Annotated in this window: 11 protein-coding genes; 7 read left to right on the top strand and 4 right to left on the bottom strand. The window is 61.5% G+C overall.

Annotation, left to right across the window (positions count from 1 at the left end; genetic code table 11):
• Window positions 1-19 precede the first annotated feature (19 nt).
• On the top strand, window positions 20-2,545 hold the full coding sequence (locus ACFSM5_RS04250) for an ATP-binding protein (RefSeq protein WP_379875000.1): 2,526 nt from the start codon (window positions 20-22) through the stop codon (window positions 2,543-2,545).
• Here the strand turns inward: ACFSM5_RS04250 and ACFSM5_RS04245 are convergent.
• A complete protein-coding gene (locus ACFSM5_RS04245) occupies window positions 2,542-3,987 on the bottom strand; it encodes a sensor domain-containing diguanylate cyclase (RefSeq protein WP_379874999.1) in 1,446 nt (481 codons plus the stop codon). The two genes, ACFSM5_RS04250 and ACFSM5_RS04245, sit on opposite strands and share 4 nt — an antisense overlap.
• A 170-nt stretch (window positions 3,988-4,157) precedes the next feature.
• On the opposite strand from ACFSM5_RS04245, the gene ACFSM5_RS04240 reads away from it, so the two are divergent.
• Genes ACFSM5_RS04240 through ACFSM5_RS04225 form a run of 4 tightly spaced genes read left to right on the top strand, consistent with a single transcriptional unit; the run spans window position 4,158 to window position 8,690 of the window.
• The gene (locus ACFSM5_RS04240) at window positions 4,158-5,249 is read left to right on the top strand and encodes a glycosyltransferase family 4 protein (protein ID WP_379874998.1); all 1,092 of its coding nucleotides are present in this window, start codon (window positions 4,158-4,160) and stop codon (window positions 5,247-5,249) included.
• A complete protein-coding gene (locus ACFSM5_RS04235; RefSeq protein ID WP_379874997.1) occupies window positions 5,246-6,448 on the top strand; it encodes a glycosyltransferase family 4 protein in 1,203 nt (400 codons plus the stop codon). Before ACFSM5_RS04240 ends, ACFSM5_RS04235 begins: the two co-directional genes overlap by 4 nt.
• Window positions 6,445-7,431: a UDP-glucose 4-epimerase GalE gene (gene galE / locus ACFSM5_RS04230; protein WP_379874996.1), complete on the top strand. Its 987-nt coding sequence runs from the start codon at window positions 6,445-6,447 to the stop codon at window positions 7,429-7,431. Before ACFSM5_RS04235 ends, galE begins: the two co-directional genes overlap by 4 nt.
• Window positions 7,432-7,436: 5 nt before the next feature.
• Window positions 7,437-8,690 (top strand): glycosyltransferase family 4 protein, encoded by a 1,254-nt coding sequence (locus tag ACFSM5_RS04225; RefSeq protein WP_379874995.1) that lies wholly within the window; start codon window positions 7,437-7,439, stop codon window positions 8,688-8,690.
• Here the strand turns inward: ACFSM5_RS04225 and ACFSM5_RS04220 are convergent.
• Window positions 8,687-9,589 carry an ROK family protein gene (locus ACFSM5_RS04220; protein WP_379874994.1) on the bottom strand — a complete coding sequence of 301 codons (903 nt, stop codon included), beginning with the start codon at window positions 9,587-9,589 and terminating at the stop codon, window positions 8,687-8,689. The two genes, ACFSM5_RS04225 and ACFSM5_RS04220, sit on opposite strands and share 4 nt — an antisense overlap.
• Before the next feature lie 133 nt (window positions 9,590-9,722).
• On the opposite strand from ACFSM5_RS04220, the gene ACFSM5_RS04215 reads away from it, so the two are divergent.
• The gene (locus tag ACFSM5_RS04215; protein WP_379874993.1) at window positions 9,723-10,889 is read left to right on the top strand and encodes an ROK family transcriptional regulator; all 1,167 of its coding nucleotides are present in this window, start codon (window positions 9,723-9,725) and stop codon (window positions 10,887-10,889) included.
• A 174-nt stretch (window positions 10,890-11,063) separates the two neighbouring features.
• Entirely contained in the window at window positions 11,064-12,239 is a 1,176-nt protein-coding gene (locus tag ACFSM5_RS04210) for an aminotransferase class V-fold PLP-dependent enzyme (RefSeq protein WP_379874992.1), read from the top strand.
• Window positions 12,240-12,290: 51 nt separating this feature from the next.
• Here the strand turns inward: ACFSM5_RS04210 and leuB are convergent, their stop codons facing one another.
• Window positions 12,291-13,403, bottom strand: a complete 1,113-nt coding sequence (leuB, locus tag ACFSM5_RS04205; protein ID WP_379874991.1) for a 3-isopropylmalate dehydrogenase — start codon at window positions 13,401-13,403, stop codon at window positions 12,291-12,293.
• 33 nt (window positions 13,404-13,436) lie between these two features.
• Window positions 13,437-14,048 carry a 3-isopropylmalate dehydratase small subunit gene (gene leuD / locus ACFSM5_RS04200; RefSeq protein WP_379874989.1) on the bottom strand — a complete coding sequence of 204 codons (612 nt, stop codon included), beginning with the start codon at window positions 14,046-14,048 and terminating at the stop codon, window positions 13,437-13,439.
• Window positions 14,049-14,053: the final 5 nt, after the last annotated feature.

Raw genomic sequence — 14,053 nt, 5'->3', positions numbered from 1 at the left:
GGCCGGCAAGCCCTTGGACATGGACGGCAGCCATCTGGCCTTCTGGTTCGCCGCCGCACTCCTGCTGGCCGCAGTCGTTCTAGGGGGGCTGCTGGCCTTCTCGGCGGTCGTCAATCGTGATCGCCATCTCGAGGATTCGTCGGGTCTTGCCGAAAGTCTGACCGGCCTGATCGAGGGGCAAGTCGCCCATGGGCTTCAGACCACCACCCTGATTCTGGAAAGCCTGAAACCATTTACCCAGGGCGGCAGGATTAACGTCGATAGCGCGACCTTGAGTGCCAGACTGCGCTACAATCCCCAGATCCGCGGCATCCTGATGGCCGACGCCGAGGGGATCGTTCGCCTTTCGACCCTCGATACCGCCGACATCGGTCAATGGATCGGGGCGCTTGATGTCTTTGTTCAGCAGGAACGCGCCACCGCGGATCTGCCGATCCTGGGAACGCCGCGCCTTGGCCGATCCATCGGACTGACCGAGGTTGAGGGGGTCGAGTATCTTCCCTTGAGCGTGCGCCTGTCCGATGCCAACGGCAATTTCGCCGGGGTTCTGGTGGCCTTGCTCAATCCCCTGTTCTTCCAGACACAGTATCAGTCGATCCTGCGGCTGCATAACGCCACTGTCGATTTGATCCGCTATGACGGCACACCTCTGGTCATGGCGACAAATCTGGCCGCCAATACTCCCAGCCAGGCAGGAACCCCCATCTTCACCCAGTTCCTGCCCCGGCAGGAAAGCGGCACCTATGTCGCCGATGCCAGTGATACGACGCCGGAGCAGATCGTCAGCTTCCGGGTCACCCGTACCTTCCCCGTGGTCATCCGGGTCGGCCTCGATCGCACGATGATCCTGGCCCAATGGCGTGCCGATACCTTGCGCGACAGCGCAGGTACCGGGGTTGCCTTGCTTTTGATTGGTGGAGCGCTGGGTATCCTCTGGCATCAGACACGCACCCTAAGGACCCAGCACCAGACGTTGATGGAAACCGGTCAGGTCGCAACAGCGGTGCGCTCTCAGCTCGAAATGGCGATGGAGAGTATGTCCGACGGTTTCGTTTTCTGCGATGCCGATGACAGGATCGTCCTCTTCAATAATACCTACCGTCGATACTATCCGCGCTCGGCCTCGATCATGGAGCGCGGCATCCCGTTCGAGTTGCTGCTGCGTCACGGAGTTGCCGCCGGTGAATATCCCGACGCGGCCGGGCGGGAAGAGGCCTTCATTTCCGACCGGCTTGCCCGCCATCGGTTCCCGGGCGAGCCGTTCGAGCAGAAACTGGCCACCGGGCGCTGGGTCCGCGTTCTCGAACAGCGCACCAAGGATGGCGGCACGGTCGGCCTCCGCATCGATATTACCGAGCTGAAGCAGCGTGAAGCGGCCCTGACCGAAGCCCGCACCCAGGCCGATCAGGCCAACGATGCCAAATCTCGCTTTCTGGCGCACATGAGCCACGAGATCAGAACGCCGATGAACGGAATCCTGGGCATGATCGGCCTGCTGACCCAGACGCCGCTGGCGCCAGAACAGCGGCATTACGCCGATGTGATCGAGGATTCGACCCAGGCGCTGCTCCGCATCCTCAACGATATTCTTGACTATTCGCGCCTCGAAGCCGGTCGTCTGCCGATCGAGAGCGCCCCCTTCGACCTGGATAAATCGTTGAAGTCTGCCCTGGCATTGATCGAGGCGGAAGCCCGCCGCAAGGGCATCCGCCTCGAGTTCGACCGCGCCGCTGACCTGCCGGAGCTGGTGATCGGCGACAGCGGCCGGCTGCGCCAGATCATCCTCAATCTCCTGGGCAATGCGGTAAAGTTCACAGAGAGCGGAACGGTCAGCCTATCGGCCCAGCCCATGCGCGGCGATCTGATCGAATTTGCCGTCAGCGATACCGGCATCGGCATCGCCGAGGATGTCCTGCCCCGGCTTTTCCAGCAATATGAACAGGCTGCCAGCAGCACCCAGCAGCAATACGGCGGATCGGGCCTTGGACTAGCGATTGCCAAGCGCCTGACCGAAGCCGTGGGCGGCACAATCGGCGTTACCAGCCGCGCAGGCGAAGGCAGCCGCTTCTGGATTTCCGTGCCGCTGCCTGCCGTGCGCTCAAGCGCGCCCGCCCCTGTCGATGCCATGCCGACCGCACCGCCACCACCTTACGAACCTACCGAAAATACCGGCCCCGCCCTCTCGGTCCTGGTGGCAGAAGACAATGCCATCAATCAGCGGGTAATCGGCGCGATGCTGGAACGCCTAGGGCATCAGGTCTCCTACGCGGACAACGGACGCCTTGCCTTGGCCGCGATGGTGGAGCGTAGCTTCGACGTCATCCTGATGGATATCCAGATGCCGGAAATGGATGGCGTCGAGGCAACCCAACTGGCTCGGGCACGTGGCATCAAGACGCCGATCCTGGCTGTAACAGCCAATGTCCTGATCGAGGATCAGCAGCGCTATCGAGCAGCAGGTCTGAATGCTGTTCTGACAAAGCCCGTTCGGCTGAACATTTTGGAGACCGCCTTAAAGGACCTCCAACCGGCCGACCGGGCTTAATCGGCGATACAAACCCGGTTACGACCGGTGTCTTTAGCCCGATAGAGCGCGGCATCAGCCCGGAGCAGCAGAGTATCTGCCGTATCATCAGGGCGTCCCTGGGTAACCCCGGCACTGACTGTCACGACCAGCCGCCCATGATCTGTCTCGATGACGGCGCTCTCAATAGCCTTCAATAAGTCCTCGGCGCGGGTCGCGGCATCATCCTGCGGACAATTATGCGCCAGCACGATGATTTCCTCGCCACCCCAACGGCAGACGATATCGCTGTCGCGCATGACATGGCGGACCAGATCTGAGATCTGCCTCAGCACCTTGTCCCCCATGAGGTGGCCATAGGTATCGTTCACGTTCTTGAAGTGATCGATGTCGATCAGGATCAGGGAGAAGCGGTCGACGCTGCGCCGGTATTTCTTGACCGCCGCTTCAAGCGCATCGTCGAACACCTGACGGTTCACCAATCCGGTCAGCTTATCCGTGGTCGCCATTTCTTCCAGGCGCCGCTGATAAAAGGCGACGGCGTAGAAGATCAAACCAACCGTAAGCAAGACGATCACAACACCGATCAGGCTGTTGACCCAGAAGCCACGCTGAAGATCGCGCATAGCATCGGCTTCGCGCTGCTCGACAAGCACATACCAGCCAAGTTCGGGAATCAGCCGCGCAGTCGCCAGCATAGGTTCGCCATCGCGGACATAGTCGTAATAGCCGCTGTTGGACGACAAGAGTTTCGGAGCCAGCCGTGCCAGACCGGAAATATCCTGAAGGCGCTCATTCTCCGCCGCATGCCGACCGGCCCGAACGGTCACGCGTCCACCCTGGTCGACAAAATAGATATTACGCCGCTCATCATCGGCATAATGGGACAGGATGCGCGTCAGCCCTTCCAGTTCCAGTCCTACACCCGTCAGAGCCAGGAACTTGCCACCGGCATCGGTCATCCGATAGTTGATGAAAACCGTCGGCGTATTGCTCTGAGCCTGATTGAAATCCAGATTGATCTCATAGGGCTTGTCGAGCCCCCTCATCCGAAAGAACCAGACGTCTTCCGGATCGGCCTCGTCAACCACCTGCGGCACACCGGAAAAATGATAGTAGTTCTTGGTGCGATCCGAGATCAGGAAGGCCGTAAAAACACTGTAGCGTTTTCGGATTTCCGCCAGATAACTGACGATATGCGATTGGGGCATTTCGCCGTTTTCAAGCCAAGTCCGCACAAATGTGTCATGCGCCATGAGCGAGGAAACGAACAGAGGTTCAAGAAGATCAGCCTGGATTTCCGCATAGATATTGCTGCTGGTCAGCGGCAATTCGTTGCGAAGGATGGTCTCTTTCAGGGCAGCGGTCGAGATCTGGTAGCTGATGATGTTGGTCGACAGGAACCCGGCGACCAGAACGGCGCTTATCACCGCCATGAGCCGCCCGCGTATCGACACCGCCATTCCACCCCTGCTCGATCATCAACTTCCCTGGCTGCATTAGGCTGATCAACGACGGCGCAAACAAGGAATTTTTCGCTAGTATCCGCCAATAGCTGTCCAAAGTTTCACCCCAATCAACTGCCTGACTGTGCTAGACGCAAATTCATCATCGATCGTGTAGACCTCATTTCATGCGCATACTGACATTTCTGCACGACGCCTTCGGCGGTCGTGGCGGCATTGCAAAATTCAATCGGGACCTTTTGGGCGCGCTCTGCTCGCATCCTAAGGTATCCGAAGTCGTCTGCCTGCCGCGGGTGGTGGTCGATCCTGTGGGTGATCTGCCGCCTAAGCTTCGCTACTGGTCTTGGACCGCGAAGGGAAACTGGGCCTATATCGCGGGGGAAGCCGCCGCCCTGACAGACCCGCAATGGTACGATCTGGTGATTTGCGGCCATGTGCGCCTGCTGCGCCTGATGGCCCCTTTGCGCCTGCGGAAAAAGACGCCGATGGGCCTGATCCTGCATGGGGTCGATGCCTGGGAGCCCTTTGGTGGTGATAGCGTGATGCGCGAGATCCATCGTCTGGACTGGTTCCTGTCGGTGTCCGAATTCACCAAGCAGAAGTTCCTTGGCTGGACCGGCTTGCCGCCCGAAAAAGGACTTGTCGTCCCTAATACCGTCGATTTGGCCAAATTCACCCCCGGCTCCAAGGATGAGGGGCTGATCGCCCGTTATGGCCTTGCGGGCAAGCGGGTGCTGATGGGCATGGCGCGCCTGGATACCCGCGAACGCTATAAGGGGTTCGACGAGGTGATGGAGGCGATGCCGGATCTCCTGACCCGTCACCCGGACCTCGTCTATATAATCTGCGGCGACGGGTCCGATAAGCAGCGCCTTCAGGATAAAGCCGCTGCGCTGGGGATCGGTGACAAAGTCATCTTCACCGGCTATGTGGCCGAGGAGGAAAAGGTCGCGACATATCGTCTGGCCGACGTTTTTCTGCTGGCGGGTTGGGGCGAAGGCTTCGGCATCGTCCTGATCGAAGCCATGGCTTGCGCTGTTCCGTCGATTGCCTCCAACCTCGATGCCAGCGCCGAGGCCGTGATGGACGGCGCTTTCGGCCTCGTCTGCAATCCCAAGGATCCGCCCGACCTGAAGCGTGCGATCGAGGAAGCCCTCGCCCGGCCGAAGATCGTCCCCGCCGGTCTCGACACCTTTGGCGATCAGGCGTTCGAACGCCGCATTCACGACATGATCGTGGGACGGTATCATAAGGCATGATCAGGCTCGCCTACCTCGTCACCCATCCGATCCAGTATCAGGCCCCGCTGCTGCGCCGAGTCGCTGCTATGCCGGGGGTTGAACTGACGGTCTTCTTTGCGTCCGATTTCTCCGCCCGTGCCTTCGTCGATCCCGATGTCGGTCAGGCAGTCACCTGGGACGTGCCGCTGCTCGATGGCTATCGGTACGAGGTGCTGGATGCCTGGACCAAGCCGCTTGGGGCGGGGGAAGTACCGTCGGTCTGGTGCCCGCTCTCCAAAGGCTTGGGCGGCAAACTCGTCAATTTCGACGTTCTGTGGGTCCATGGCTGGAACCGTGCCAGCCATTGGCAGGCCCTTGTCTCGGCCAAAGCCCGGGGGCTCGAGGTCCTGATGCGGGACGAGCCGAATGCGCAATCCTCGCCGCGTTCGGGGCTGAAGAAGTTCGCCAAGCGGATGTTCTTCAAGCTGATGAACCGCTTTGTCGATGCCTGGCTGCCCATCGGCACCCTGAACCGCGCCTATTATCGCGAAAACGGCATCCCCGAGCGCAAGCTGTTCGACGTTCCCTATGCCGTCGACAATGATTTTTTCCAGGCGCGCGCCGCCGAAGCCGCCGCACGACGCGAAGACCTGCGGGCGTCCCTGGGGCTTGAGGCCGGACGCCCTATCGTCCTCTTCGCCGCCAAGCTCATCGACCGCAAGGCTCCACTGGACCTGCTGGACGCCTTCGCCCGGATCGCGAGCGACCCCGACAGCCGCCGCCCCTATCTGCTGTTCGCAGGTGACGGCCCTCTGCGTGCCGCCATCGAAGAACAGATCGCCGTCCAGGCGATCCCCGGCGCGACCGTCCTGGGGTTCCAAAGCCAGGCCCAGCTTGCTGCACTCTACGATCTCTGCGATCTCTTCGTGCTGCCCTCGGAGCGCGAAACCTGGGGTCTTGTGGTGAATGAGGCGATGAATGCTGGACGCGCGATCATCTGCTCTGACCGTATCGGTTCGTCCGCCGATCTGGTGAAAACTGGCGAGAATGGCGCGATCTATCCCTTCGGCGATGTGGATGCTTTGGCGGAACGCCTGCGTTTCTGCCTCAGCGACCCCGCACGCCTCGCCGCCATGGGCCGCGCCAGCCGGGCGATCATCGACCGCTGGAGCTTCAATGAAGACATCGCAGGGCTGGAAGCGGCCCTTGCCAAGGTAACCGGTAAGAAGCCCCTATGAGCGCGATACCCATCCTCGTTACCGGCGGTGCCGGTTATATCGGCAGCCATACCTGCAAGGCGCTCGCTGCCGCAGGATATCTGCCGATTACCCTCGATAATCTCTGCCGTGGGCATCGGGATGCGGTCAAATGGGGCCCGTTCGAACATGCCGATATCACGGACCGGGCCGCCCTCGACCGTATCCTCAAGAAGTGGAAGCCCGCCGCCATTCTGCATTTCGCGGGACTGGCCTATGTGGGGGAAAGCGTCACCGATCCCGGCCTCTACTGGCGGGTCAATGTCGTGGGCGCCTTCACCCTGATTGAAGCCGCGCGCGATGCCGGGATCGACAAATTCGTCTTCTCCTCGACCTGTGCCACCTACGGCATTCCCGACGTGCTGCCAATCACGGAAGCGACGCCGCAGAACCCGATCAACCCCTATGGCTATACCAAGCTGGCGGTGGAGCGGCTGCTGGCCGATATGGAACCGGCCCATGGTCTGCGCTCCATCTCCTTGCGCTATTTCAATGCGGCCGGCGCCGACCCGGCAGGCGAGATCGGCTGGGACCATGACCCCGACACCCGCATCGTGCCGCTGGCCGTCAAAGCAGCCCTGGGCGTCGGCCCGGCCTTGAGCGTTCTAGGCACCGACTACCCGACCGCCGATGGCACGTGCGTGCGGGACTATATCCATGTCAGCGACCTTGCCGCCGCCCATGTCCAGGCTTTGAAGATCCTGGAGGCGGGTGCGAAGACCCAGCGTCTGAACCTTGGCACAGGTCGGGGTATTTCGATCCGCGAGTTGATCGCGTCGGTCGAAAAGGTGCTGGACCGCAAGGTTCCGGTCGTCACCTCACCCCGCCGCCCCGGCGATCCGCCGACACTGGTGGCTGACGCATCGGCTGCCCAGGCTGCCCTCAATTGGACGCCGATGCGATCCGATCTCGACAGCATCATAGCCGACGCGGCATCTTGGGTCCGCCGTCACCACAATCGATAGTTCCCATGGATCGATCCAAGACTTCCGTTCTCGTCGCCCATCCCGGCGCCGCTCATTTCATTTATGAGCTGGTAGCGGCCGTGCAGGCCCTTGGCTTCGACGGACATTTCGAGACGGGTTTCTATTACGATCCCGAAGGCAGTTGGGCGCGCCTGTTAAAGGCTCTACCACCGGGGGCGCAGGCGTCCCTGGAGCGGGAATTCCGCCGTCGCACCCATGGCGATGTCGATGCCAAGAAGGTGTCGACCCATGCGCTGTACGAACTTCTCTACGTTGCGGCGGCCCGCAAGTTCAAACATCGCCCAGCCTTGCCAACCAGCCTGATGAACTGGCGCAACCGCCGGATCGATACACTCGCGGCTGACAGAGTTCTTCAGGAGAAGCCGAAGGTCGTCATCGGCCACGACACCTCCGCCATCGCCACCCTCAAGGCCGCCAAGCAGGTCGGCAGTCTCGCCGTGCTCAATCAGATGATCGGCCATGTGGCTGTCGGCGACCGCATCCTGTCCGAGGAAGCAGCCTTACATCCCGACTGGGCCGATAGCCTGCATGCGGGTGCCCCGAAGTGGCTGATCGATCAATGCATCGAAGAGGCGCGCCTTGCCGATCTGGTGCTGGCCCCGTCGGAATATGTGAAGCAGACGATGATCGAGGTCGGCACACCCGCAGACCGGATCGAGATCATTCCTTTCGGCGTGCGTGTCGACCGCTTCTCGCCGCCTGAAAACGGCCGTCAGCCGGACGGCAAATTCCGCCTGCTCTATGTCGGTCAAATCAGCCAGCGCAAGGGACTGAAATACGTCCTGGAAGCCATCAAGCAGATCGGCGACCGCTCCATCGAACTCCTGATGGTCGGCGGCATGGTCGGCGAAGGCAAAGGCCTCAAGCCCTATGACGGCTGGTATCGCCACATCCCGAACGTGCCGCATTCAGAGGTGCCTGGCCTGTTCCGCACTGCCGACCTTTTCGTTTACCCGTCCCTGCACGAGGGATCGGCGAATGCGATCTTCGAGGGGATGGCCTCAGGGCTGCCGGTTTTGACCACGCTCAACTCCGGCTCGATGGTCCGCGACGGTATCGAAGGCCATATCCTGCCGATCCGCGATGTCGATGCCCTGGCCGAGAAGATCCTGGCCGTACGTAACGATGCCGACAAACGCGCTGCCATGGGCCGGGCGGCACGGGTGCGGGCGCTGCAATTCACCTGGGATCACTACCGCGCCCGCCTGGGCCAGATTCTCGACGGGCGGCTGGATTAAGCCTGGCTCTGCCGCCCGATCAGGGCCGCCCCGAAGACACCCGACGCATCACCCAATTTCGCACGTACAACCGGCGTCTTGAACGGCACGGCCATCGCCTGCCGCGCCAAGGCCGTTCGTCCGGCATCGAACAGGATCGGCAGCAGCGACACACCGCCCCCAACCACGATGACATCGGGGTCGAAGGCATTGACCAGACTGCCAACACCGACACCGAACGCTTCCACCATTTCCGCCAGAACACTGGCCGCGACCACATCGCCGCTCCCTGCGCGCTCGGCAATAACCGCCAACCGCGTATTGCGGCCCGTCAGTTCGTAATAGCGCCGCTCCAGCGCGGTGCCTGAGAGATATTGCTCCAGGCAGCCACGCCGCCCGCAATAACACTCGCGCCCGCTCATCTCGACCGCGATGTGACCGATCTCGCCCGCAATACCATGGCGACCGGCCTGAACCCGCCCATCGATGACCCAACCACCGCCGACGCCGGTGCCGATGGTGATGCCCAGCACGATGCGAGCGTTGCGCCCGGCGCCGAAGTTGGCTTCGCTCAGCGCAAAAGCCTGGGCATCATTGATGAAGGCGACAGGTGCTCCCACGGCTTGCGACAGCAGCGCCGGCAAAGGCGTGCCATCCAGCCAGGGCATGACGCAGTTACGCACTTCCCCGCTTTGGGGATCGATGGATCCTGGCAATCCCAATCCGACCGTCGTCGGACCATCAGCCTTGGCGCGAGCCTCCTGGATCATCGTTGCAAGCTGCGCGATCAGACCACCGGGCCCCTTGTCCGTCACGGTGGGTTTGCGGTCGCGCCACAGCGGCTTTTCGATCGCAGCTCCGCTTAACGTGATATCGACCTTGGTGCCTCCTAGATCGACCCCAATGTGATGCATACTCATACCCTGGCTTCCTGTTTTCTGAGGCTGCTTCCCGGTGGCGCTTGTTTGCCGTCGATTAATTCAATTCACTTGATTTGAAGAAAGGCCCATAGAGTTGTAAAGGGAGATTCTGAGTGGAACGGAGGAGACCTCTATGATCGGCCATGGCGGCACGAACCTCGACTATGCGCGGGCATTTAATCGCCGCGTGATCATCGAAGCCGTGCGTCTTCAGGGGCCGATCACCCGTGCCGAACTGACGCGTTTAACGCATCTTTCAGCCCAGACGATTTCGAACATCGTCGCCGAGCTGGTTGAAAGCGGCCTGATTCTGGTCGAGGGGCGCCGTACCCCCCGGCGCGGTCAACCGGGCACGGACCTGGCCCTCAACCCCAATGGGGCAGCTACCATCGGCCTTGCGATCGAACAGAATGCCCTGACTGCCGTGCTTCTCAATCTGACGGGAGAGATCAAAGCCCGGCGCTCCATCCCGCTGGCCCAGGCCACCCCCGAGTTGGTGTTTCCTGCGGCCGAAACGCTGGTGGATGAGATGAAGAACTTGTCTGCCGGAACACCGCTCTGGGGTCTCGGCATCTCGATGCCCGGCCCCTTCGAGGTGGATGCCGCCGATTTCACCGGTCCCGCCACCCTGCCAGGCTGGGAAGGGATTGCGGCCCGTGAGCGCTTCGAGGAAACCCTGGGACTGTCGGTGGAGGTGGAACGGGACGCCGCAGCAGCAGCTCGGGCTGAATATCTCTATGGTGCGGCCAAGCCGATGCGACATTTCTTCTATCTGCATTTTGGTGTCGGCCTGGGCGGAGCCTTCGTGATCGACGGTCACCCCCTGCGCGGTGCCCGTGGCAATGCAGGAGAAATCGGCCTGATGCCCGCCAGCGACGGGCAGCCACTGGAAAGCAAGGTTTCCCTGCTGGCACTGCACGAGTTGCTGCGCTGGAAGAGCCTGACCCGTGACATTGCCGAACAGCCCGATCATCCTGCGATGGTGGGCTGGATCGCCATTGCCGCAAAAGAACTGCGACGGGGCGTCCGCATTATCGAAAACCTGTTCGATCCGCAGTCCATCGTGATCGGCGGCCATCTGCCGCCGCCAATTCTGGAAGCGCTGATCACCGCCTTGCAGCCGCTGGATGCCACGGTTGCCGATCGGCACACACGACGTTTTGCCCGGTTAACACCCGCCGCCCTGGGGCCGGACGCTCAGGCGATGGGAGCCGCCGCGCTGCCGATGCACGAAACCCTCTCACCCCACCCGAAGAGCCTGCGCAAGATCGGCGCCGATACCCCCGCGCCACAGGTCTAGTCCAAGGCCGGCAACATGTCCGCCCCCGCCCGAAAGCCGCCGCCGCGTCACCGCGCTTTGTTCGCCTAGCCCACAACAGGTCCATTGTTCGCTCGCCTTGCACCGGCAATTGGAGGCATTAGTACTGGGCGCCATGCGCCTCTTGGCCAATCTTCTGGAGCGACGGGGATAAACGTGGATCTGACCGGACTGACACCAACCGATGCCCGCTGGCAGGACATCGCCGCCCTTTATGACAGCACCCCCGATATGACCAATCTGGAGCACGGCTACTGGAGTGTCATGGCTACGCCGGTCAAGCGTGCTTACCTTGAACATATCGAGCGCATCAACGCCCAGAACGCCGTCTATGCGCGCGGCCGCATGCCCGAAGATGTGGAGACAGTGCGACGCCGGGTGGCGGCGGGCCTCGGCTGCAGCATCGACGAGATCGCACTCACGCGGGGCGCAGCCGACAGCGACCGGCTGCTGATCTCCGGCTATAACCGCCTGAAGCCGGGCGATGCGGTCCTCTATTCGGACCATGATTATCACGCCGCTCAATATGCGATGAAATGGCTGTCGGCTCGGCGCGGGGTCACAGTGCTTCGTATTGCCATCCCCGAACAGGCAAGCCAGGCCGAGGTCGTTGCGCTCTACGAGACAAAGCTCATTGAGCGCCCGGACATTCGCATGATGCTGCTGACCCATGTCTGCCATCGCAGTGGGCGCGTGCTGCCGGTGGCCGAAATCATCGCCATGGCCAAGGCCCGCGGCGTCGACGTGATCCTGGATGCCGCCCATTCGCTGGGCCAGATCGCCTATCGCATCGATGATCTCGGCGCCGATTTCGCCGCCTTCAATCTGCATAAATGGTGGGGAGCGCCCCTGGGTATCGGCTTCCTCTATATCCGCAAAAACCGGATCACCGATATCGATGCCGACATGGCGGATGAGGATTGGCCCGGCGATGATATCCGCGCGCGCAGTCATTATGGCTTCATCGATTTCGCAACTATCCTGGCGACCCCAACCGCCATCGACCTGCATGAGCAGATCGGCGCCAGCGCCAAACAAGCGCGCCTGACCTATCTGCGGGATTACTGGGTCAGCCGGGTGCGGAATCTGACGGGGATCGAGATCGTCACACCGGACGAAGCCGGGGCTTATAGCGCGCTGACCAGCTTCCGGATCGCGGGGCGTGAGGCTGGGGCCATCGTTACCGAACTACGCGACCGCTATCGCATCCAGACCGTGGCCCGTCCCGGTCTCGCTAAAGGACCGGTGGTGCGGGTAACCGTCGGCATGCCGACACGGGAAGGCGAGCTCGACAAGTTAATCGCGGCCTTGACGGAAATGACCACCGCCTGAAACAAAAAACCCCGCCGTTGCCGGCGGGGTTTTTCATTGGTGCATCTCACCTTAAGCGGACAGCTTGTCCAGCTCGCGGATGATGGCGTCGCCCATGGTGGTAGTCGAGACCTTGGCAGCACCGGCCGACATGATGTCGCTGGTGCGGATACCGCCTGCCAGCACGTTCTTGACCGCCTTTTCGACGAGATCGGCATCTTCGTCCATATCGAAGGAATAGCGCAGCATCATCGCAAAGCTGAGGATCATCGCCAGCGGGTTGGCAAGATCACGACCGGCAATGTCCGGGGCCGAGCCATGGACCGGCTCGTACAGTGCCTTACGGCGGCCGGACGCATCCGGCGCACCGAGCGAGGCGGACGGCAGCATGCCCAACGAACCGGTCAGCATCGCCGCGCAATCCGAGAGGATATCGCCAAAGAGGTTATCGGTGACGATGACATCGAACTGCTTGGGCGTGCGTACCAGCTGCATCGCACAATTGTCAGCATACATGTGCTGAAGTTCGACTTCCGCATATTTGGCGTCATGCAGCTTCTGCACTTCTTCGCGCCACAGCACACCCGACTCCATGACATTGGCCTTTTCGACCGAATGCACCTTGTTCGAGCGCTTCTTGGCAAGATCGAAGGCCACCGCCGCGACACGCACGATTTCCGACGTGGTGTAGGACTGGGTATTGAAGCCGCGACGCTCGCCATTCGGCAAGGTCTCGATACCACGCGGCTCGCCAAAATAGACGCCGCCGGTCAGCTCGCGCACGATCAGGATATCGAGGCCGCGCACCAATTCGGGCTTCAGGCTGGAAGCTTCGGCCAGGGCTTCGAACACCAGCGCGGGCCGCAGGTTGGCGAAGAGCTGCATGTCCTTGCGCAGACGCAGCAGGCCGCGTTCCGGCTTGACCGCGAAGGGCAGATCGTCCCACTTCGGACCACCGACCGCGCCGAACAGCACCGCATCGGCGCCCATGGCGTCGGCCATGGTCTCATCGGTCAGCGGCGTGCCATGGGCGTCATAGGCTGCACCGCCGACAAGGCCTTCGTTCACTTCGAACGTCACCTGACGGCGCTTGGCCATCCAGTCGATAATGCGGCGCACCTGGCGCGATACTTCCGGTCCGATGCCATCGCCGGGCAGCATCAACAGGGTCTTGTTCGCCGTCATTCTTGCAATCCTCGGGTTATTTTTGGAGTGAGGTTAAGCCGAAAGCCAAGGCTGGCTAGTCTTCAGCTTGGCTTCATAATCGTCGATGGCCGAGCCCTTCTGCATCGTCAGGCCGATATCGTCGAGGCCATTCAGCAGGCAGTGCTTGCGGAAGGGATCGACGTCGAAGGCAATCGTGCTGCCGTCGGGGCGGGTGATGAGCTGCTTTTCCAGATCGATGGTCAGCTTGGCATTGGCGCCATTGCGGGCGTCATCCATCAGCTTGTCGACGGTTTCCTGCGGCAGGCGGATCGGCAGAATGCCGTTCTTGAAGCAGTTACCGTGGAAGATATCGGCAAAGCTGGGGGCGATCACGCAGCGGATGCCGAAATCCAGCAGCGCCCAAGGGGCATGCTCGCGGCTCGATCCACAGCCGAAATTCTCGCCCGCGACGATGATCTCGGCCTTGCGATAGGCAGGCTGGTTCAGCACGAAATCGGGGATCTCGCTGCCATCTTCCTTGTAGCGCATTTCGTCAAACAGATGCTTGCCGAGGCCGGTGCGCTTGATGGTCTTCAAGAAGAGCTTCGGGATCAACATGTCGGTGTCGATGTTGATCAGCGGCATCGGGGCGGCAACGCCCGTCAGTTCGGTAAACTTATCCATGGAAC

Origin of the sequence: Lacibacterium aquatile, assembly GCF_042683105.1 — a bacterium.
Lineage (GTDB): Bacteria > Pseudomonadota > Alphaproteobacteria > Elsterales > Elsteraceae > Lacibacterium > Lacibacterium aquatile.
Note: the sequence above shows the minus strand (reverse complement) of the source record. Positions and strands in the feature narration are given on the sequence as shown.